This window comes from Polaromonas sp., assembly GCF_029945895.1.
In the GTDB taxonomy this organism is placed as follows: Bacteria; Pseudomonadota; Gammaproteobacteria; order Burkholderiales; family Burkholderiaceae_C; genus Polaromonas.
Window position 1 is genome coordinate 101,019 of sequence record NZ_JAQSDL010000090.1, and the last position, 19,129, is coordinate 120,147.

At 63.7% G+C, this 19,129-nt stretch carries 19 protein-coding genes; 6 read left to right on the forward strand and 13 right to left on the reverse strand.

Features of this window, described 5'->3' with window-relative positions:
• Positions 1 to 22: 22 nt before the first annotated feature.
• Positions 23 to 1,261, forward strand: a complete 1,239-nt coding sequence (locus PSV33_RS13025) for a flavin-dependent oxidoreductase (RefSeq protein ID WP_300562461.1) — start codon at positions 23 to 25, stop codon at positions 1,259 to 1,261.
• A gap of 60 nt (positions 1,262 to 1,321) precedes the next feature.
• On the opposite strand, the gene PSV33_RS13030 is transcribed toward PSV33_RS13025, so the two are convergent.
• Positions 1,322 to 1,945: a hypothetical protein gene (locus tag PSV33_RS13030; RefSeq protein WP_300562463.1), complete on the reverse strand. Its 624-nt coding sequence runs from the start codon at positions 1,943 to 1,945 to the stop codon at positions 1,322 to 1,324.
• Positions 1,946 to 2,129: 184 nt separating this feature from the next.
• On the opposite strand from PSV33_RS13030, the gene clpB reads away from it, so the two are divergent.
• The gene (gene clpB / locus PSV33_RS13035) at positions 2,130 to 4,730 is read left to right on the forward strand and encodes an ATP-dependent chaperone ClpB (protein ID WP_300562465.1); all 2,601 of its coding nucleotides are present in this window, start codon (positions 2,130 to 2,132) and stop codon (positions 4,728 to 4,730) included.
• 144 nt (positions 4,731 to 4,874) lie between these two features.
• Here clpB and PSV33_RS13040 read toward each other — a convergent pair whose 3' ends face one another.
• Positions 4,875 to 5,684 carry a 3-hydroxybutyrate dehydrogenase gene (locus PSV33_RS13040; RefSeq protein ID WP_300562466.1) on the reverse strand — a complete coding sequence of 270 codons (810 nt, stop codon included), beginning with the start codon at positions 5,682 to 5,684 and terminating at the stop codon, positions 4,875 to 4,877.
• Positions 5,681 to 7,192, reverse strand: coding sequence for an AMP-binding protein (locus PSV33_RS13045; RefSeq protein WP_300562468.1), 1,512 nt, complete (start codon positions 7,190 to 7,192; stop codon positions 5,681 to 5,683). Before PSV33_RS13045 ends, PSV33_RS13040 begins: the two co-directional genes overlap by 4 nt.
• Positions 7,193 to 7,411: 219 nt before the next feature.
• Here PSV33_RS13045 and PSV33_RS13050 point away from each other — a divergent pair, with 219 nt between their 5' ends.
• A complete protein-coding gene (locus PSV33_RS13050) occupies positions 7,412 to 8,554 on the forward strand; it encodes an ABC transporter substrate-binding protein (RefSeq protein WP_300562469.1) in 1,143 nt (380 codons plus the stop codon).
• 9 nt (positions 8,555 to 8,563) lie between these two features.
• Here the strand turns inward: PSV33_RS13050 and PSV33_RS13055 are convergent, their stop codons facing one another.
• Together PSV33_RS13055 and PSV33_RS13060 are read right to left on the reverse strand one after the other, a co-directional pair.
• Positions 8,564 to 9,136, reverse strand: coding sequence for a LuxR C-terminal-related transcriptional regulator (locus PSV33_RS13055; RefSeq protein WP_300562471.1), 573 nt, complete (start codon positions 9,134 to 9,136; stop codon positions 8,564 to 8,566).
• A gap of 165 nt (positions 9,137 to 9,301) precedes the next feature.
• Positions 9,302 to 9,424: a hypothetical protein gene (locus PSV33_RS13060; RefSeq protein ID WP_300562472.1), complete on the reverse strand. Its 123-nt coding sequence runs from the start codon at positions 9,422 to 9,424 to the stop codon at positions 9,302 to 9,304.
• Between the two features lie 155 nt (positions 9,425 to 9,579).
• Here PSV33_RS13060 and PSV33_RS13065 point away from each other — a divergent pair, with 155 nt between their 5' ends.
• Together PSV33_RS13065 and PSV33_RS13070 are read left to right on the forward strand one after the other, a co-directional pair.
• On the forward strand, positions 9,580 to 10,140 hold the full coding sequence (locus PSV33_RS13065) for a Yip1 family protein (protein WP_300562474.1): 561 nt from the start codon (positions 9,580 to 9,582) through the stop codon (positions 10,138 to 10,140).
• A gap of 98 nt (positions 10,141 to 10,238) precedes the next feature.
• Complete coding sequence (locus PSV33_RS13070) at positions 10,239 to 10,673, forward strand: MarR family transcriptional regulator (protein WP_300562476.1); 435 nt, start codon at positions 10,239 to 10,241, stop codon at positions 10,671 to 10,673.
• A gap of 103 nt (positions 10,674 to 10,776) precedes the next feature.
• On the opposite strand, the gene PSV33_RS13075 is transcribed toward PSV33_RS13070, so the two are convergent.
• The 8 genes from PSV33_RS13075 to PSV33_RS13110 all read right to left on the reverse strand — a co-directional run bounded on the left by PSV33_RS13075 (position 10,777) and on the right by PSV33_RS13110 (position 17,940).
• Positions 10,777 to 11,955, reverse strand: coding sequence for a PLP-dependent aspartate aminotransferase family protein (locus tag PSV33_RS13075; protein ID WP_300562478.1), 1,179 nt, complete (start codon positions 11,953 to 11,955; stop codon positions 10,777 to 10,779).
• Between the two features lie 16 nt (positions 11,956 to 11,971).
• Positions 11,972 to 13,096 carry a tellurite resistance/C4-dicarboxylate transporter family protein gene (locus PSV33_RS13080; RefSeq protein ID WP_300562480.1) on the reverse strand — a complete coding sequence of 375 codons (1,125 nt, stop codon included), beginning with the start codon at positions 13,094 to 13,096 and terminating at the stop codon, positions 11,972 to 11,974.
• Entirely contained in the window at positions 13,093 to 14,277 is a 1,185-nt protein-coding gene (locus tag PSV33_RS13085) for a cytochrome P450 (RefSeq protein ID WP_300562482.1), read from the reverse strand. The genes PSV33_RS13080 and PSV33_RS13085 overlap by 4 nt, the downstream gene beginning before the upstream one ends.
• A 2-nt stretch (positions 14,278 to 14,279) precedes the next feature.
• Positions 14,280 to 14,585 (reverse strand): hypothetical protein, encoded by a 306-nt coding sequence (locus PSV33_RS13090; protein ID WP_300562484.1) that lies wholly within the window; start codon positions 14,583 to 14,585, stop codon positions 14,280 to 14,282.
• 5 nt (positions 14,586 to 14,590) lie between these two features.
• Complete coding sequence (locus PSV33_RS13095; RefSeq protein WP_300562486.1) at positions 14,591 to 15,379, reverse strand: metallophosphoesterase; 789 nt, start codon at positions 15,377 to 15,379, stop codon at positions 14,591 to 14,593.
• Between the two features lie 234 nt (positions 15,380 to 15,613).
• Positions 15,614 to 16,810: an HPP family protein gene (locus PSV33_RS13100; RefSeq protein ID WP_300562488.1), complete on the reverse strand. Its 1,197-nt coding sequence runs from the start codon at positions 16,808 to 16,810 to the stop codon at positions 15,614 to 15,616.
• 104 nt (positions 16,811 to 16,914) lie between these two features.
• On the reverse strand, positions 16,915 to 17,163 hold the full coding sequence (locus PSV33_RS13105) for a DUF3297 family protein (RefSeq protein ID WP_300562490.1): 249 nt from the start codon (positions 17,161 to 17,163) through the stop codon (positions 16,915 to 16,917).
• A gap of 63 nt (positions 17,164 to 17,226) precedes the next feature.
• Positions 17,227 to 17,940 (reverse strand): YebC/PmpR family DNA-binding transcriptional regulator, encoded by a 714-nt coding sequence (locus tag PSV33_RS13110; protein ID WP_300562492.1) that lies wholly within the window; start codon positions 17,938 to 17,940, stop codon positions 17,227 to 17,229.
• Between the two features lie 203 nt (positions 17,941 to 18,143).
• Between PSV33_RS13110 and PSV33_RS13115 the strand changes: the two genes are divergently transcribed.
• On the forward strand, positions 18,144 to 19,124 hold the full coding sequence (locus tag PSV33_RS13115; RefSeq protein WP_300562494.1) for a lysylphosphatidylglycerol synthase domain-containing protein: 981 nt from the start codon (positions 18,144 to 18,146) through the stop codon (positions 19,122 to 19,124).
• Positions 19,125 to 19,129 lie beyond the last annotated feature (5 nt).

A 19,129-nucleotide genomic window follows, 5' to 3' on the forward strand; every position in this document is an offset into this window, starting at 1 on the left:
CGGGGAAACCCACGGGAACACCATGAAGATTGCCATCGTCGGCGGCGGCATAGGCGGGCTGAGCCTGGCGCTTGCGCTGCATCAGCGCGGCATCCGCAGCGAGGTTTTTGAAACCGTGCCGGAAGTCAGGGAACTCGGCGTCGGCATCACGCTGCTGCCGCACGCCATGCGCGAACTGGCGGCGCTCGGCCTGCAGGGCCAGGTCGAAGCCGTCGGCATCGAAAACGAGGAAAGCGTGTTTTTCAACCGCTTCGGCCAGTTCATCTACAAGGAGCCGCGCGGCCGCCACGCCGGCTACGCCTTGCCCGAGATCGGCCTTCCGCGCGGCAAGCTGCACCGGCTGCTCTACGAGGCGGCGCTCGAGCGCCTGAGCCCCGACGCCGTCCACACCAACCGCCGCTGCGTGCAGGTGGAGCAGGACGAGAGCGGCGCCACCCTGCATTTCACGCAGACCTCCAGCGGCACGAGCCTGCCGCCGGTGAAAGCCGACGTGGTGATTGCCTGCGACGGCGTCAACTCCACGCTGCGGCGCCAGTTCTATCCCGACGAGAAAGTTGCGTTTGCGGGCATCAACACCTGGCGCGGCGTGACGCGGCACAAACCCATCCTCACCGGCCGCAGCTACATGCGTGTGGGTTCCATCGACACCGGCAAGATGGTGATTTACCCCATCGTCGACAAGCTCGACGACGAGGGCCACCAGCTGATCAACTGGGTTGCCGAAATCCAGCGGGACAACGCCGCCATGAACGACTGGAACCAGAAGGGCGATTTGAAGGATTTCCTCGGCATCTTCAAGGACTGGCGTTTCCCCTGGCTGGATGTGGCAGCGCTGATCGCCAACGCCGAGCAGATCCTCGAGTACCCCATGGTCGACAAGGACCCGGTGCCGCAGTGGACCTTCGGCCGTGTGACCTTGCTGGGCGACGCGGCCCATCCGATGTACCCGCGCGGCTCCAACGGCTCGGCCCAGGCCCTGATCGACGCGCGCGTACTGGCCGAACAGCTGGCGCTGCATGCCGGTGCTGATGCACGGGCCGCACTGCAGGCTTACGAGCAGTTGCGGCTGCCCCCGACCGCCAACATCGTGCTGACGAACCGCTCGGTGCCGCCCGACTTCATCAACATCAAGGTCGATGCGCTGAGCGGCGGCAAGCCGTTTGCGAACATCGACGAGCTGATCAGCCAGCAGGAACTGCGCGCGATATCGGACCACTACAAGCAGGTGGCCGGCTTCTCGCTGGAAGCGGGCAGGAAGTAGGGCGGGCAGGACAGGTTCGGGCCGGCGCAAACGCCGGCCTCCCTCCGAAAACACCGGTTTTCAGTTCAGGTACTTGGGCCGGGCCAGGTCGGGCGTCAGGTCGGCGGGCTCGGTGTCCGGCGCGGTGTCCTGGACCAGTGCCAGGGCATCATCAGACGGCGGTGCTGCGGCTGTCGGCACCGCGAGCCACTGCGAGCGCTTAACGCCCTGGTGCAGCAGGTGCAGCAGGCCGTTGCTCAGTTGCGCATCCATCATCACCTGGAAGTCCCGCACCGTGGCTTGCCCGGGCAATTTTTCAAACAGCTGCAGGCGCAGCTGGCCATTGCCCACCGGGGTGACCTTGACCTCGGTCAGCAGCAAGGGCTCGGGGCCCACCGCCACGTCGGCGGGCGGGCCGGGCTGGTCGAAGTAAGGGGTTTCAAAGTCTCCGCTGCGCAGGGCCGCTTCCTTCTGGAAGCTCGTCAGCAGCTGGCCACGCTGCTCGTCCAGGCTGGTGGCGGCCCCTTCGGGGGTGGCCGCCTTGCGGGTCTGGTCGGCCGCGGTTTTGTCGAGCACGGGCAGCAAGGCCAGCGCCAGGCGCCGGGTGAGCCAGGCGCGCAACTCGCCGCCTTCCTTGCCGTTGATGCGGATCATCAGGCGGTCCTGCTCCTGGACGTAACTGACCGACACCTGGTGAATGTTCATGACGCTATTTTAGTCCGCTGCCTGTTGTCGGGGTGCTTGATCTCCGTCAAGCCGCACCCGGGCCGGGCTGTGCATAAAGGGAAGGACCTCCACAGGATGCATCAACCCGGTTGTGAGCAGGGGCTATTGAAAAGCCCCGGGTTCAGCCCCAGATCTTCAACAATCAAATTCACCAAGGGACGCCATGCGCCAGGACAAACTCACCACCAAATTCCAGGAAGCGCTCAGTGACGCACAGTCGCTCGCACTGGGCAATGACAACGCCTATATCGAGCCGGTGCACCTGCTGGCCGCCATGCTGGGCCAGGAAGACGGCCCGAAGGCGCTGCTGCAGCGCGCCGGTGTCAACGTGTCGGCCTTGCAGGCCGCTACGGACGCCGCTGTTAAAAAACTGCCGTCGGTGTCGGGCCAGGAGCAGATCCAGGTCGGCCCCGAGCTTGGCAAGCTGCTGCAGGCCACTGAAAAGGAATCCATCAAGCGCGGTGACCAGTTCATTGCCGGTGAACTGTTTTTGCTGGCGGTGGCCGACAGCAAGGCCGAAGTCGGCAAGCTGGCCAAGGAGGCTGGCCTGACCCGCAAGGCGCTGGAGTCGGCGATTGATACCGTGCGCGGCGGCGAGAAGATGGACAGCCCCGAAGGCGAAGGCCAGCGCGAAGCGCTCAAGAAATACACCCTGGACCTGACCGAGCGCGCCCGCATGGGCAAGCTCGACCCGGTGATCGGCCGCGACGACGAGATCCGCCGCGCCATTCAGGTGTTGCAGCGCCGCACCAAGAACAACCCGGTGCTGATCGGCGAGCCCGGCGTCGGCAAGACTGCCATCGTTGAAGGCCTGGCCCAGCGCATCGTGGCCGGGGAGGTGCCCGACTCCCTCAAGGGCAAACGTGTGCTGAGCCTGGACATGGCCGCGCTTCTGGCCGGTGCCAAGTTCCGTGGCGAGTTCGAGGAGCGCCTGAAAACCGTGCTCAAGGAACTGGCCAAGGATGAAGGCCAGACCATTGTGTTCATCGACGAGCTGCACACCATGGTCGGCGCCGGCAAGGCCGAAGGCGCGATGGATGCGGGCAACATGCTCAAGCCCGCGCTGGCGCGTGGCGAGCTGCATTGTGTGGGCGCCACCACGCTCGACGAATACCGCAAGTACATCGAAAAAGACGCCGCCCTCGAGCGCCGCTTTCAGAAAATCCTGGTCGGTGAGCCGACGGTGGAAGCGACCATTGCCATCCTGCGCGGCCTGCAGGAAAAGTACGAAGTGCACCACGGCGTGCAGATCACCGACCCGGCCATCGTCGCCGCGGCCGAGCTGAGCCACCGCTACATCACCGACCGCTTCCTGCCCGACAAGGCGATCGACTTGATCGACGAGGCGGCGGCCAAGATCAAGATCGAGATGGACTCCAAGCCCGAGGTCATGGACAAACTCGATCGCCGGTTGATCCAGCTGCAGATCGAGCGCGAAGCCGTGCGCCGCGAAAAAGACGAGTCCTCGCAGAAACGCTTCGGCCTGATTGAGGAAGAAATTACCAAGCTGCAAAAGGAAATCTCCGACCTTGACGAAATCTGGCAGGCCGAAAAAGCCCAGGCGCTCGGCTCCAAGGACGTCATGGAAGAGATCGACCGCATCCGTTTCCAGATCGAGGAGTTCACGCGCAAGGGTGACTTCAACAAGGTGGCCGAGCTGCAGTACGGCCAGTTGCCGGCCCTGGAAAAACGCCTGAAGGAAGCACAGGACGCCGAGGCCAGCAAAGGCAAAACCAATGCGCCCACACTGCTGCGTACCCAGGTCGGCGCCGAAGAGATTGCCGAGGTCGTGGCGCGCGCCACCGGCATCCCGGTCAGCAAACTGATGCAGGGCGAACGCGACAAGCTCTTGATGATGGAAGGCAAACTGCATGAGCGGGTGGTGGGCCAGGACGAGGCCATTGGTGCGGTCGCCAACGCGATCCGCCGCTCGCGCTCGGGCCTGAGTGACCCGAACCGCCCGACCGGTTCTTTCCTGTTCCTCGGCCCCACCGGCGTCGGCAAGACCGAACTGTGCAAGGCGCTGGCCGGCTTTCTGTTCGACAGCGAAGACCACCTGATCCGCGTCGACATGAGCGAGTTCATGGAAAAACACTCGGTGGCCCGCCTGATCGGCGCGCCTCCGGGGTATGTGGGGTACGAGGAAGGCGGTTACCTGACCGAAGCCGTGCGCCGCAAGCCCTACAGCGTGCTGCTGCTCGACGAGGTCGAAAAAGCCCACCCCGATGTCTTCAACGTGCTGTTGCAGGTGCTGGACGACGGCCGCCTGACCGACGGCCAGGGCCGCACCGTGGACTTCAAGAACACCGTGATCGTGATGACCAGCAACATCGGCTCACCCATCATCCAGTCCATGGTCGGCCAGCCGTATGAAGACGTCAAGGAAGCGGTGGAGGGCGAGCTGAAGAACTACTTCCGCCCCGAGTTCCTGAACCGCATCGACGAGACCGTGGTGTTCCATTCGCTGGACGCGAAAAACATCGAGTCCATCGCGCGCATCCAGCTCAAGGTGCTCATGGAGCGCCTGCAGAAGATGGACCTCACGATGGAGGTGTCGGAAGCGGCGATTGCCGAACTTGCCAAGGTCGGCTTCGACCCGGTGTTCGGCGCCCGGCCGCTCAAGCGTGCGATCCAGCAGCGGATTGAAAACCCGCTGTCGAAGTTGCTGCTCGAAGGGCGTTTCCTGCCCAAGAGCACGATTCCGGTCGATGTGGACCCGGTGCGCGAGCCCGGCGTGTTCAAGTTCGACCGCGCCACGGGTTGAGCCATCGATGAGCCCTGGAGGTGGCGCAGGTTGCTATTGAATCAGTAGCTGCTTGCGCCCGTCCCTCTAGGGCTACAGGCACTTTTCATTCAATTTTCCGGTAGAGACGCAGGCCGACCGGGCCCCGTGTGCCTGACAACGACCCTACTGCGCCGTCCAGCCGCCATCGACAGGCAGTGACACGCCCGTCAGGTTGTGCGCGGCGGGTTCGCACAGCCAGCTGACGACCCGCGCAATCTCGTCCGGCAGCGAGGTGCGCTGGCTGGGCTGTTTTTCCTTGAGTAGGTCGCGGATGGCGGCTTCGCGGCCGGTACCCAGTTGCCCGGCCCGAGCGTCGATTTGCGGCTGGATGATGGCGGTTTCGGTCCAGCCGGGACAGATGCAGTTGACCGTGACGCCGCCGCTTTCGCGGCTGCCGGCGCTGGCGTATTCCAGCGCAGCCACACGGCTCATGCCGACCATGCCGAACTTGGCAGCCACATAGGGCGCCTTGTGGACGGACGCCACCAGGCCGTGCACCGAGGCGATGTTGATCACCCGGCCGTAGCCGCGGCTGGCCATCTGCGGCAGCGCCAGACGCATGGTGTCGAACGCGGCCGACAGGTTGATGGCGATGATGTCGTCCCAGGTGGCGCGCGGCATGTCGGCCAGAGGGGCCGTGTGCTGGATGCCGGCGTTGTTGACCAGGATGTCGAGCGGGCCCGAGGCCAGCACGGTCTCCATCATCAGCTGCACCTGGCTCGCGTCGCGCAGGTTGTGTGTCAGCACCTCCACTGCGGGTGCGCCTGCTTCCAGCACGGCAGCGCGTGCCTCGCGCTCCAGCGTGTCGGTGGCCAGGCCATGTATCACCAGCGTGCAGCCCTGACGGGCCAACTCACGGGCGATGGCCAGACCGATGCCCTGGAGCGAGCCGGTGACCAGGGCGCGGCGGCCCGTCAGGTTTTTCTCACTCACGCGGTTTTCTCCTTCAGCTGCTCGCGCAGCGCTGTTTTCAGAACCTTGCCGTAGTTGTTTTTGGGCAGGCTGCTGACGATTTCATAACGTTTGGGGCGCTTGAAGCGGGCGATGTGCGTCAGGCACACGGCGTCCAGCGCTTCTGTGTTGATCCTGACGCCAGGCTGGGGCACGACAAAGGCCACCACCACCTCGCCCCATTCCGGATCCGGTGCGCCGACCACTGCGACTTCGGCCACGCCGGGTGCCAGCAGCAGCACCTCTTCGACTTCGCGCGGGTAGATGTTGGAGCCGCCGCTGATGAGCACATCCTTGCTGCGATCCTTGAGTGTCAGAAAACCGTCTGCGTCCATGGCCCCCATGTCACCGGTGAAAAGCCAGCCGTCCTGCAGGGCGGCGGCGGTGGCGTCGGTATCACGCCAGTAGCCGCTCATGACAGTGTCTCCGCGTACCAGCACCTCGCCCACTTCACCGAGCGGCAGGGTCTGGCCGGACGGATCGGCCACGCGCACCTCGACCGGCGTCTGCGCCATGCCGACCGAGGCCAGGCGCTGCGTGTGCCGGGGATGCCCGGTGTCTGCCAGCTGGGCGCGTGAGAGGGCGGTGATCACCATCGGGCTTTCGCCCTGGCCGTAGATCTGGACAAAGCGTGGTCCCATGATCCTGATGGCACGTTCGATGTCGGCCGCGTACATGGGCGCGCCGCCATAGACGATGGTCTTGAAGCCGCTGCTGTCGGCGCCGGTGGCGCTGGCATGGTCCACCAGCCGCTTGACAATGGTGGGCGCCGCGAACAGGGACAGGCGGCCGACCGAATCCGCCAGTCCGAAAATCTCGGCCGGATCGAAGCTGCCGGAGGCCGGCACCACATGGCGCGCGCCGGCGATCACATGAGGGATGGCGTAGATCCCGGCGCCGTGCGACATGGGCGCGGCATACACAATCGCGTCCCGCGGGTCGATCGGGTCCACATCGACAAAATAGGCCATGCCCATGGTCAGCAGGTTGCGGTGGGTCAGCATCACGCCCTTGGGTTTGCCGGTGGTGCCGCTGGTGTAGAACAGCCAGGCCAGGTCTGCGGCAGTGCGCTCTGTCACGGGCGAAGGTGGCCCGGCGAAGAGGTCTTCGTAGTCGGCAGCGGTGACGTCCACGGTGCGGCCAGGCGCCTGCAGACCGGCGCCCACGTCGGGTGTGATGAAGGCCCAGCTGGCCTGGGCGTGCTCAACGATCCACTGCGCCTCGCGCAGGTGCAGCTTCGCATTCATGGGCACCACCACCAGGCCGGCCCACCACGCACCGTAGAGCACCTCCAGGTAGGCGGGGTGGTTGTGCATGAAGAGCGCAATACGCTCGCCCGGTGCCAGCCCGGCGGCGGCGAAGGCCGAGGCCAGGCGGGCCGCCCGGTCGGCCAGGCCGCCGTAGGTGCGCACTTGACGGCTGCCTTCGAACAGGGCGGGGCGCTGCGGATCGGCCACGGCGATGCGCCGCAGGGTGAGGGCGAGGTTCATGACAGCAACTGGCGGCGCCAGCCGGTGAGGGTGAGGTGTGGCAAAAACTGCTCCGGAATTCTGTGCAAAGCCGCAAGGATAGGCCGTGCCGTGGGCGGCGGCCATAGCGTAGAAACACCTCATGGTATGCCCCATGGAGTAACACTACGTCTGGCGCACGGGGTACCTCAGCCCTACGCTTGCCCTCCTGGATATCGGACGAAAACAATGGAGACAAGCATGAACAAGGCATTGACACAGGCCCTTGGCCGAACGGCCTGCGCGCTGGCACTGGCGCTGCTGCAAACCGCGGCCATGGCGGCCGACATCGTCATCAGCCAGCTGGCGCCGCTGACCGGAGTGCTGGCCAGCACCGGCAAGCAGATGGTGCTGGGTGGCCAGATCTACTTCAGCCACATCAACGCCACCGGCGGCGTGCACGGCCAGAAAATCCGGGTACTCGTCGCCGATGACGGCTACAAGGTGGAGGAAACCGTGCGCCTGACCCGGGAGGCACTGGCCAACCCCGAGGTGGTGGCGCTTTATGGTTTTGCCGGGACATCGAATGTCGGCAAGCTGCTGGCCGACGGCGTGCTCGAGCAGGGTGGTGCAGCCCTGGTGGCGCCATACACCGGCGGTGAGCCGCTGCGCAGTCCGTTCAACCCCTGGATTTTCCATGTGCGTGCCGGTTATGCCGACGAGACCGAACACATGGTGCAGCAGGTCACCACCCTGGGCATGACGCGTATTGCCGTCATGTACCAGGACGACGGTTTTGGCAAGGCCGGGCTCGAGGGGGTGCAGAAGGCGCTGGCCAAACGCAAGCTCACGCTGTCGGTTGCCGCGCCTTATGAACGCAACACCGACAAGGTGGACGAGGCCGTGAGGCAGGTGAAGGCCTCGGATGCCCAGGCGGTGATCATGATTTCGGTGAACCGGCCCACATCGGCCTTCGTCAAGCGTTACCGGGAAGCGGGCGGTGGTGCCCAGCTTTACAACATCTCGGTGGTGGACCCGGCTGAAATCGTCAGGCTGGCCGGGCTGAAGAACGCGCACGGACTCGGTGTCAGCCAGGTGGTGCCTTATCCCTTCATGCCCAGCCTGCCGGTGGTTCGCGAATACCAGGCCCTGCTCAAGAAGTATGCGCCGAATGAACTGGTCAACTACACCAGCTTCGAGCAGTTCCTGGGCGCCAAGGTGCTGGTGGAAGGCCTGCGGCGCGCCGGCCCGAAACCGACCCGCGCGAAAGTGGTGAAGGCGCTCGAAAGCATGAACAACTTCGACCTGGGAGGCACCTCGGTCGCTTACTCCGCAGACAACCGGGTGGGCTCGCGTTATGTGGAGGTCACCGTGATCGGCAGCAGCGGCAAGCTGCTGAAATAGGGCAGCCTCTCAGGCGCCACCGACCAGGCGTGCCACCAGTTCGCCATGGGTGGCCGCTTCGTATTTCTTCATCAACCGGCCGCGATGGGCTTCAATCGTGCGCGGGCTGATGCCCAGCACCCGCGCGATCTGCTTGCTGGTCGAGCCGGTCACCAGGTGCTGGGCGATCTCACGTTCGCGCAGGGTCAGGCTGGTGGTCACCGGGCGGCGCTCCGAAATATCCTCAAACATCCACACCGCGCAGGCGAAGGGGTCCGAGCGGTCCAGCGCGCGGCCGGCCACATGGCACCAGAACAGCGATCCGTCGCGGCGCCGCATGATGCGCTCGTCGTTGTAAGTGCCTTTTTCCCGCATGACGGGCAGCCCCAGGTTGCCGACATGCGTGAACTCGTCCATCGACGGGTACAGCAGCGCCAGTGGTTTTCCCAGCAGCTCCTCGACCTCGTAGCCGAACTGGCGCGCGAAGGTCTCGTTGCAGAGCTCCACGATCCGCTGGCGCGAAACGCACATACCGACCGGGGCCAGGTTGAAGGCCAGCTGCAGCGTGTGCAATGTTTCCAGATGATCGTCGGGGCTGCTCATGCGGACCGATTGTGGAGGAAGGTTCGACGCCAGCCATTAGCGAATACGTGTAGTGAGGCCCTGCCGCAGATGAGTCCGCCTGCCTCGGTGAACCCGGACGCCGCCTTCAGCTGCTATCGGATAAGTAGCTGCCTGCGCCCGCCCTTGTTGGGCTACAGAGGTTTTTCATTTCATTTTTGGCAGATGCGCAAGTCCGTCCAGGCCCTGTGTGCCCGGCGGCGCCGCTACTGCCGCTGTCCAGCCGCCATCGACCGGCAGCGACACGCCGGTCAGCTTGTGCGCGTCCAAAAATCCGTTTCACAGGAGGGCCGGCTTGATGGGGTCACTCTTGCAAATACATCACAACATGATATATTTGTGGAGCTGATTGCCAATCCATCTCAGCGGCTTGTTTATTAATCCGTCGACAAGGTCGGGACCCCTACCCGGCAAGGGAGCTCGCCATGAATGTCCTGCAGATACCCAGGATGATTTTTTCCTTCTCCGAGGGTTGGGATGATCTGATCCGGTTTCATCCATCCATTGCGCGCCTGTTCGCGTTGGTCGTTTTGCCTCTGTCCTTGTTGCCCCCAGCGATGATCTATTACGCCGGAGGGAGCTACGGCGAGGTTTTTGTTCGGGGCGTGACACCTGAACAATGGCATGTGGCGGCCGGGATATTCTTTCTTGCCGAGTTGCTTACTGTTCCCATCATGGCGTGGTTGATTCACCTGGTTGCCAGAGCCAACAATATGACGACCGACTACCACGCATGTTTCACCCTGGCAGCGATTGCGCCTGTTCCCCTGTGGATCTCTTCGCTGACCCTGTTCGTGCCGAGTCTGGCGGTCGGAGTTGTCGTTGGGGCTCTGGGTCTGCTCTGTTCAGTCGGGTTGATCTATCGCGGTGTGTTCGCATTGTTCTCCATGCGCGAAGATGTCAAAGCGTTCCAGATGGCGACGGTGATTGCCGGTGCCGGGCTGTTCATGTGGCTGATACTGATGCAAATTGTCCTGATCCGCTGACGATCCGGCACTGCGAAGTACCGCGCGCGATTCCTGCTGCGGCGCATCGATCGGGTGGGGGATGGGAAAATGCCAGCTCATAGCGATTTAGGATGGAAATGGCCGAACCGAAGCTCAACACACCGCCGCTCGATAAACATGATTTTCAAATACTGTCTGATTTTCGTTACGAGATTCGGAAGTTTGAACGTTTCAGCGAGGAGGTTACCCGCCAGCACGGCCTGACGCCTTTGCAGTATCTGCTGTTGCTGCATGTCAAAGGTTATCCTGGTCGCGACTGGGCCACCGTCGGTGAGCTGGCGGATCGCCTGCAGGCGCAACAGCACGGCGTGGTCGCGCTGATCTCACGCTGCGAGAAGCTGGGTTTTGTCGAACGCCGTCGTTCCTCTGACGACCGGCGACGGATTGAAATTCATCTTCTGAGGGAAGGCGAAAAAGCGATCAACAAGCTTGCGGGTTTGCACCGGGCCGAGTTGCTTTCCTTGCGTGGCCGTTTCGTCGTACCCGACGTAAGGGCTTTTGACCGCGGATAAATCACGCTGAAACCAGCCACAGAAAAACCAGGAATATCCTCATCGACCGGACCACCCTGGCCCGCATGCGACCTGGCCCACAACGCCGTTTCACCGTTGGCGTTTAGCCAGCATCACCTGCTTTCAATGCATTTTCCAGATCAGCAATCAGGTCGTCTGGATGCTCTATACCCACGCTGAGCCGGATCAGTCCTTCGGTAATACCGTTTTGCGCCCGCACCTCGGCTGTGACAAAGCTGTGCGTGGTGCTCGCTGGATGGCAGGCCAGACTGTCCACGTCACCCAACGAGACCGCCTGGGTGAATAGCGCCAGCCGGTTCAATACGGCCGCAGCCGCAGAGCGCTCGTTGCGCACCAGCTCGAAAGCCACCATGCCGCCAAAGCCGCCCTGCAACAGGCGCCGCGCCAGCGCATGCTGCGGGTGACTGGCAAGACCCGGATAGTGCACCACCCCCACCGCGGGGTGGCCCGCAAGGAAATGGGCCACCGCCGCCGCGCCCTGGCAGTGCGCCGCCATGCGCAACGGCAGCGTCTTGATGCCGCGCAGGAATAGAAACGCCTCCTGTGGCGACAGGTTGCCCCCCACATGGCCCAGACCGGTCTGGCGCACCGATGCGATCAAGGCCGTCGGGCCCGCCACGATGCCACCGGTCGCGTCGCCATGCCCGCCCAGGTACTTGGTCATGGAATGCATCACCAGGTCAATGCCGTGCTCCAAGGGCCGCGCCAGGCACGGCGTGCAGAAAGTGTTGTCGGCCACCGTGAGCACGCCGCGCTCCCTGGCTATGGCGGCCACTTCGGCCAGATCATGCAGGTGCAGGCTGGGGTTGGTCAGTGTCTCCACCCACACCATGCGCGTGGCTGGAGTCAGGCTGGCCGCCAGGCCTTGCTGCGTGGCGTCTACAACCCGGATGCCGAAGCGCTCGCCCAACGAGCGAAAAAGCCCCTCAGTGCCGCCATACAGCGGCCCGAGGAACGCTATTTCATCCCCCGGGTTGAGCAGTCCCAGCACCACTGAAGATGTGGCCGCGGTGCCGCTGGCAAAAGCCACTGCCGCCTGCGCGCCTTCCAGGTCGGCCATCTTGATTTCCAGCGCTGCCACGGTGGGGTTGGCAAAGCGGCTGTAACGGTAGCCCGGCGCCTCGCCCGCGAAGATGGCCGCGCCCCGCTCCAGCGTGCGGTAGCCAAATGCGGTCGTCTGGCTGATGGGTGTGGCAATGGCGCCGCTGCCCGGGTCAGGGTGCTGCCCGGCATGGACGGCGCGAGTGCGAAGGTGGGTCATCAGCTAGTGCCTGGATTCATGAATGTTCTTCGGCAACAGGGGCAAGCGAACGCAGCAAGTCAAAACGCCGCAGCAGATCGAGCAGCAGGCCCATGAACGCAAGGCTCCAGGCCACCAGCGCCACGACCAAAAAGAGTGGGGGTAAAAATTCCAGAAATTCAAATTCCATCGCGTGCAACATCTGGTGGGTGCCGGTTGCGTACATGCCGAGTGGGAACACCGCACCCCAGTACAGTGGGTCGTAGCGCACCGGAAACCGCTTGTAAACGTGGCGCCAGATGCTCAGCAATAGCAGCATCGGAATCCACCAGGTGCCGGTGGCCCAATAGAACACGGTAAATCCTTTGAGAAAGGGCAGCAGGGACAGCAGGAAGGGCGCATCGGGCGCATTGATGATCAGCAGCGACCCGGCAAGCGTCGAGATTGCCATGGCGCCCATGTTGATCCAGTAGGGCGGCGACAGATCCCCCGGTGCGAACTGGAAGAAGGTGTAGCGATAGAAAATCAGCGACATCATCCAGATGTACAGCATGCCGCCCCACAGCCACATCGACAGCGCCAGAAAGTTCATCTCCAGCCGATAGGGCTGAGCCACATGCGCTGCCAGCATGGCAGCCAGCACGGCAACCGATTGTGTCGCCACCACCGCCAGCAGCCAGGCGCCGCTGATGCCTTTGTCCAGTGCCGGCTTGTGTTCCTTGACGGTGAGGGCCGTAAAGATCGCATAGGTCAGCCCCAGCCACAACACCAGCGCCACCATCCACAGCAGCAGCCCGATGCGGTAGTCGGCAAGCAACAACACATGCTGCGCTCCGAGGACACCGGTACCGGCCACCATGGTAAAAAATCCGGGGCCGCGCAAATGATCGATCAGGTCACTGAAAAAGCGCCGGGGAAACCACAGCAGGCGTCCCAGCGTCAACAGCCACAAGACCACATACATCACGTTGTTCAGGTAAAAAAGCGTACGCGCAAGCTGTGGCCAGCCCTTTAGATGGGCAGCAATGGAGACGATGCCGGTGGCCATCACCAGCCCGAAATACGCCGGTGCCATGCCGGCCAGATCAGTCCGCAGGCGCGTTTGCAGTCCGGGCCTGACCGGGCGCGCGCCTGGTGCGCTATCGGTGCCTGGCGAAGTCATCGCTGGTGGGCGGCGGGTGGCGATGGAAACGTGATGCGGAGGGGTAAGGTGGCAAAGCCGGACGCCGGATAAACCGCGTTGGTTGGCGGGCGCTCTGCAATCGGGTCGATGCCGGTGGTGCCGTCAAGCAGTGACCGCACCGCTACCTGCAACTCCATGCGTGCCAGTGGCGCCCCGGGACAGACGTGGATACCCGCGCCGTACAGCAGATTGGCGCTTGCCTCGCGGTCCAGCCGGAATGACTGTGGATCGGTGAAGACACGGCCATCCCGATTGGCCGCAACCCAGTTCAGGGAAATCCGCTCCCCGGCGTTGATGGTGCGCCCGCCGATCTCAACGGCGCGCGTGGTGACGCGCCGGTTCGCCAGCAGCGGGCCGTACATCCGCAAAATCTCTTCAATGGCGTCGGGCAGCAAGGTTGGCTGCGTGCGCAGTTGTTGCTGCACATCGGTGTGCTCCGCCAGATACTGCGCCACAACGCCGACCGCCGCCGCGATCGTGCTGATCTCGCCGACCGTCCAGTTGCGCAAGATGCTGATGATCTCTTCGTCATTTAACTGTCGGCCCTTGACGGGTTGGCTGGTCAAGCGGGTGATGACATCCTGGTTGCCAGGGATACCGGCGTCGCGGCGCAATTTCAGCAACCCCATGACATAACCGGCGAATTCCTGGGCAAGATCGGCCATGGCCGGCCGGTCCTGGGCAAAGGTGGCAGCGTGGTTCTTTTGCGCCCACGAGCGCAGTGGCTCGTGCATGCTGGCTGGCCAGCCGAGAAACGCGCATTGCACCCGGACCGCAAATGGCTGGGCAAAATCAGCCATCAGATCCAGCCCTGCGCGCCCCTGCAGCGAGCGCACCAGATCGGCGGCGAGGCTGCGGCATTGGGGCTCGAACGTCTGCATGGCATGCGGCGCGAAATAGGGCTCAATCAGGCGGCGGTATTGGCCGTGTTCGGGGGGGTCCATGCCGTTGGGAACCGAGAGATTTCGGGAGACCACGCTGCTGAACGTGATGGGGTCATTCAGGACGCGGACAATGTCCTCGTGCCGAAAGAGCGACCAGCCCAGCAAGTCACTGTAGGCCACCGGGCAGCGCTCACGCATCTCGTCAAAGGCAGCGCGCTGATCGCGCAGCACCGCGGCTGACTTCGGATCCCAGTCCTGGAAACGCTTATCGCTCATGGCTATTGCCCTTCAGGAAACAACACCGACCAGCAGCCCGGCTCGCCGGCCAGCAAGTCAAGTTCGGTACGAAAAGGTTTTTCGCACGCTTGCGCGCCCAGTTGCCGGGCAATCCCTTCGGCCGCTGGCGAGAAATACGCCAGTACCTCGCATTGCAGGCGTCCTTCCAATTCATGCCGCGTAAAAACAGCCATGTCCGCAGGTCGGCCGGCTGCGGCGAACACAGCCGGGAACATGTCCTGGATCTGATCCTTCGGGGCGTAAGCCAGAACCCCATCACCGAGTCGCTTTGAGAACCATGTGCGCATCCGATCTACTCCTGCTCGCTTTGCTTCAGAGGCCCGATTTGAACCATGAAATTGCTGTCAAACAAGGGGTTTTCATTCACCCCGTCTGTCGCATAGCCCCGCGGGTTGCAGACCACCCGCGTACCGTTGAGCAGATAGTCAAAACTGTCGTGGGTGTGACCGTGCACCCACAATTGAGTGCGCTGAACGTCAGCCAGATGCTGCAGATCGGATACAAAACATCCATTGAGCAGTGAGCCGGCAAACCGCGAATGAATGCTTTGGCGCGAAGGTGCATGGTGCGTGATGACGACTGTCGGCCCCGCATGGGGCTCGGCCAGCCGGCTTTCAAGCCAGTGGACGTCAGCGCGACACAGGGCGGCGGCGTCATCAGGCGTGAACAGTCTCGGCGCGGCCTCGTCGATATGAATTTTGTTGAAATCACGCATGAAACGTTGCGCTTCCTGCATTGCCAGCGTACGTTCCTCGCCGTCAGGCCGGAGCATGAAATCAGTCCACAGCGTGGTCCCCAGAAAGCGCACCCCTTCGAGAATGACCTGGTCATTGTCGAGTACGTGAATAGCCGTTCCGGCGCACAGTTTTTTGAGTTCAGCTGCGGCCCCCACAATGCTGCCGTCGTAGAACTCGTGGTTCCCGGGAACGTAAAGCACTGGTTTGGCAAACTCCAAGGCCCATGAAACCGCTTCCTTCGGGCGGGCGATGTCCCCTGCCAGAATGACGACATCGGCATCGTTGCGCGGTACATCCAATGCACCGCGGCTGAGATGCAGATCAGACAGAATATTGAGTTTCATAAATGACATCTGCCCGCCAGATGGCAGACGTTGGCGGACGTGGCTGGATTTCATCCAGTTTAGCGTTTTATATCATGATGTGATGTATTCGCAAAAAAACGAATCAGGCTTGCCGGGTGGGCTCCTGTCAATCAACGCCGCCGCTCGTTGTCATGAATGGAATGCGTGCGATCCATCCATGACAGTTCTGGACACGTGGAGTCAGCGGTAGCTATGGCGAATTCGCCAGAAAAATCAGGCGGTGGGGTCCGCCGCGCGGCCGAGTGCGGCCACCAGGTCCGACTGGGTGATCATGCCCACCAGCTGCTCGCCGTTGCCGATGATCGGAATGTGGTGGTGGCCGGTGCTGGCAAACAGCGGCAGCAGGTCGATCAGGTGCCGTTCCATGGCGGCCACCCGCACGTTGCGGGTCATGATCTGGCCCACCACTTCCGGTTTGGCGGCATAGGCGCTGCGGGTCAGGCGCACCAGCTTGCGCAGCTTCTCGTCAAATCCGTCGTAGACGTCCAGCTCGGCCGCACGCAGAAAATCTGCCAGCGTGATGATGCCGGCGATGCGAAAGCTTTTGTCGACCACGGGCAGAGCCTTGATCCGGCGATCGCGCAGCAGCGCCCAGGCTTGCTGCAGCGGCGTGCCGGACTCCACCGTCACCAGCTCACGGGACATGATGTCCGCGCAGCGGATCTCGGCCAGCTTGCGGTCATAGGCACGCATCTGGGCCTGCGCCAGCAGGGTGCGCAGGTCGTCACGGCTGACGTCCAGAACCTGGTTGTAGTGGCCAATGACCGCATCCAGGTCAGCATCGAGCTGCCGCTCCTCCCGGGAGATGGCGCCGCCGGGGGGCGATACCTGCATGTGTGGGTAGGGCCTGCGGGTGGCATTGTTGAAGGCAATACCGGCGAGCACCAGCAAGGCCGAATTGAGCATGATCGGAAACAGCGGGAACAGCGGGTCTGAAATGCCGCCCAGCACCATCATCAGTGCGGTGGCGCCCCCCGGCGGATGCAGGCAGCGCAAGGCCAGCATCACGGCAATCGCCGTGGCCACTGCGAGCGCCGCCGCCAGCTCCGGTGCGCCCAGCAGATGCATGCCATGAACGCCCGCAATGCCCACCAGGGCCGACACGGTGTTGCCACCGATCACGGGCCAGGGTTGCGCCATCGGACTCGCCGGAACGGCGAAGATCAGCACGGCGCTTGCGCCCAGCGGCGCCACCAGCCAGGGCAGGCCGGGCGGCATGCCTGCCCCCGCGAGGTGGCAAGCCAGGCCGGTCAGCAGCATGCCCAGCAGGGCGCCGACCACCAGGCGCATGCGCTCGCGCAGGTCGATGCCGGTTCTGGCGGGCAGGAAAGCCAGCCACCAGATGCGGCTGAAGATCCTGGGGCTGGAGGCTCGCAGATGGCCGGGCTCAGGCCTGCTCGGTGGAATCATGGGCTCGAAGGGATGGGGCGCGCAAGCCGGCTAAAGTGCGGCGCGTGAACAGGGCAGGGCGCTGGCCCGCTGGCCGGGTCCCATGAACCGACACCCTTGAAGGTCTATTTGTAAAACGCCTCGACCTTGCCCTTGAGCTTGATCATCAGCGGCTGGCCTTTGCGGTCCAGTGCCTTGCCGGCGGGCACCTTGATCCAGCGTTCGCTGATGCAGTACTCCTCCACATCCGAGCGCTCCTTGTCGTTGAAGCGGATGCCGATGTCGTGCTCGAAAACGGCGGCGACGTGGTGCGGACTGCGCGGGTCTGCGGACAGGTGGTCGGGGAGAAGGGGGCGTTCAATCGTGTCGGTCATGGGTGTTTTTTGGGTTAGCGCGAATCGTCAGCCATTTTCCCTGATTTGGGCCGGGCACCCGCTTCAACCCCCCAGGCCCGCAAACACGTTCTGCACATCGTCGTTGGCGTCGATGGCGGCCAGGAAGGCTTCCACTTCTTCCAGGTCCGCAGCGCTCAGGCTGGCCGGGTCTACAGGATTTTTGGCCTTGTAGCCGAGTTTGGCCGACAGGACGGTAAAGCCCTGGGCCGGCAGCGCGCGGCTGACCAGGTCGAGGTCGGTCGCGTCGGTCAGAAACAGCGTGGTGCCGTCTTCATCGCCGGGCTCGAAGTCCTGGGCGCCGGCTTCAATCGCGGCCAGCTCGGGGTCGGCGCCGGCTGCCGCGGGCTCGGCCTCGATCATGCCGACGTGGTCGAAATCCCAGGACACGGAGCCCGAGGTGCCCAGCTGTCCCTTGCGGAACAATACGCGCATTTCAGGCGCGGTGCGGTTCAGGTTGTCGGTCAGGCATTCGACCATGACGGGCACGCGGTGGGGTGCGAAACCTTCATAGATCACGTGTTCGTAGTGAACCACATCTCCCGTGAGGCCGGCGCCCTTCTTGATGGCGCGCTCCAGCGTGTCCTTGGGCATGGAGACCTTGCGGGCCTGCTCGACCACCAGCCGCAGGCGGGCGTTGGACGCCGGGTCGGCGCCGTTGCGCGCCGCGATCATGATGTCCTTGGCCAGCCTGCCAAAGAGTTTGCCCTTGGCATTGGCTGCCAGTTCCTTGCCTTTTGCTTTCCACTGCGCGCCCATGCTTGAAATCCTTGCTGTTGTGTCGAGGGGCCGGGGCTGCTGACAGCAGCGCGCGGCACCGGGGGTCCTGTTTATACACCGGGACAGCGGCGGCCGCGCGCGCAGCCAAGCCCCATCCGTTCCCCACCCGTACGTTTAGGCCTACAAAAACAAGCGCAGCGGGCGCTCGCGGCCGCCGTCCGGGCGCGGCAACAATAAGCGCCATGGTCAGTGATGCCGCCCCAAGCCTCGATACGCTTCCTGCGGCCGCTTCACGCCTCTGGCCGCGGTTGCGGCGCTGGCTGGTGCCGCTGTTCGGGGTGCTGGTCCTGGGTCTGCTGATTTCGCATGCCCACAAGGTGGACTGGGCCGGCGCCTGGCACGCGCTCAAGCAGTATTCCCCCTGGCTGTTGCTGGCGGTGCTGGGCCTGGCCACAGCCAGCCATGTGCTGTATGGCTGCTTTGACCTGATTGGTCGCCACCACACCCGGCATCACCTTTCGCGCTGGCGGACTTGGGCTATAGCGGTCGCCAGCTACGCCTTCAATCTCAACCTCGGCTCCCTCGTCGGCGGCATGGCCTTGCGTGCGCGCCTTTATGCACGTGCCGGTCTGGATGAAGCCACGATTGCGCAGGTGGTCGGCATCAGCCTGGCCACCAACTGGCTGGGCTACGGCCTGCTGGCGGGCAGCCTGTTTGCGGCTGGCGTCATCGAGCCCCCGGCACAGGCGCACATGGCCAGCGGAACCCTGCGCGCGCTGGGCGGCGTGATGGTGCTGCTGGTGATTGCCTACGTAGTGGCCTGCGCCCTGACAAAGGGGCGCGAGTGGAAGGTGCGCGGCAAACGCCTGCATTTGCCTTCACCCCGGATCGCCCTGGTGCAGCTTGCCGTTTCGGCGACCAACTGGGCCCTGATGGGGGCGGCCATGTATTTGCTGCTCAATCGCCAGGTGCCCTACGGCACGGCGCTGAGTGTGCTGATGGCGGCTTCGGTGATTGGCGTGGTGATTCCGATCCCGGGCGGGCTGGGCGTGCTGGAAGCGGTGTACCTGGTGCTGTTGGGCGGCAGCGTGCGCCAGGGTGCGCTGATGGGTGCGGTGCTGGCTTATCGCGCACTGTATTACCTGCTGCCGCTGGCCGGCGGGATCTGCCTGTATGTGTTGCTGGAACGGCTGGGACGCAGCGCTGACGGCGCCGCAAAGTAGCGCCG

Bases quoted from the DNA above. Each gene is read 5' to 3' on its own strand.
- PSV33_RS13110 (WP_300562492.1), bottom strand. From the start codon at position 17,940: ATGGGCGCGCAGTGGAAAGCAAAAGGCAAGGAACTGGCAGCCAATGCC.
- PSV33_RS13025 (WP_300562461.1), top strand. From the start codon at position 23: ATGAAGATTGCCATCGTCGGCGGCGGCATAGGCGGGCTGAGCCTGGCG.
- PSV33_RS13090 (WP_300562484.1), bottom strand. From the start codon at position 14,585: ATGCGCACATGGTTCTCAAAGCGACTCGGTGATGGGGTTCTGGCTTAC.
- PSV33_RS13055 (WP_300562471.1), bottom strand. From the start codon at position 9,136: ATGAGCAGCCCCGACGATCATCTGGAAACATTGCACACGCTGCAGCTG.
- clpB (WP_300562465.1), top strand. From the start codon at position 2,130: ATGCGCCAGGACAAACTCACCACCAAATTCCAGGAAGCGCTCAGTGAC.
- PSV33_RS13070 (WP_300562476.1), top strand. From the start codon at position 10,239: ATGGCCGAACCGAAGCTCAACACACCGCCGCTCGATAAACATGATTTT.
- PSV33_RS13115 (WP_300562494.1), top strand. From the start codon at position 18,144: ATGGTCAGTGATGCCGCCCCAAGCCTCGATACGCTTCCTGCGGCCGCT.
- PSV33_RS13095 (WP_300562486.1), bottom strand. From the start codon at position 15,379: ATGAAACTCAATATTCTGTCTGATCTGCATCTCAGCCGCGGTGCATTG.
- PSV33_RS13050 (WP_300562469.1), top strand. From the start codon at position 7,412: ATGAACAAGGCATTGACACAGGCCCTTGGCCGAACGGCCTGCGCGCTG.
- PSV33_RS13075 (WP_300562478.1), bottom strand. From the start codon at position 11,955: ATGACCCACCTTCGCACTCGCGCCGTCCATGCCGGGCAGCACCCTGAC.
- PSV33_RS13100 (WP_300562488.1), bottom strand. From the start codon at position 16,810: ATGATTCCACCGAGCAGGCCTGAGCCCGGCCATCTGCGAGCCTCCAGC.
- PSV33_RS13105 (WP_300562490.1), bottom strand. From the start codon at position 17,163: ATGACCGACACGATTGAACGCCCCCTTCTCCCCGACCACCTGTCCGCA.
- PSV33_RS13045 (WP_300562468.1), bottom strand. From the start codon at position 7,192: ATGAACCTCGCCCTCACCCTGCGGCGCATCGCCGTGGCCGATCCGCAG.
- PSV33_RS13085 (WP_300562482.1), bottom strand. From the start codon at position 14,277: ATGAGCGATAAGCGTTTCCAGGACTGGGATCCGAAGTCAGCCGCGGTG.
- PSV33_RS13080 (WP_300562480.1), bottom strand. From the start codon at position 13,096: ATGACTTCGCCAGGCACCGATAGCGCACCAGGCGCGCGCCCGGTCAGG.
- PSV33_RS13030 (WP_300562463.1), bottom strand. From the start codon at position 1,945: ATGAACATTCACCAGGTGTCGGTCAGTTACGTCCAGGAGCAGGACCGC.
- PSV33_RS13065 (WP_300562474.1), top strand. From the start codon at position 9,580: ATGAATGTCCTGCAGATACCCAGGATGATTTTTTCCTTCTCCGAGGGT.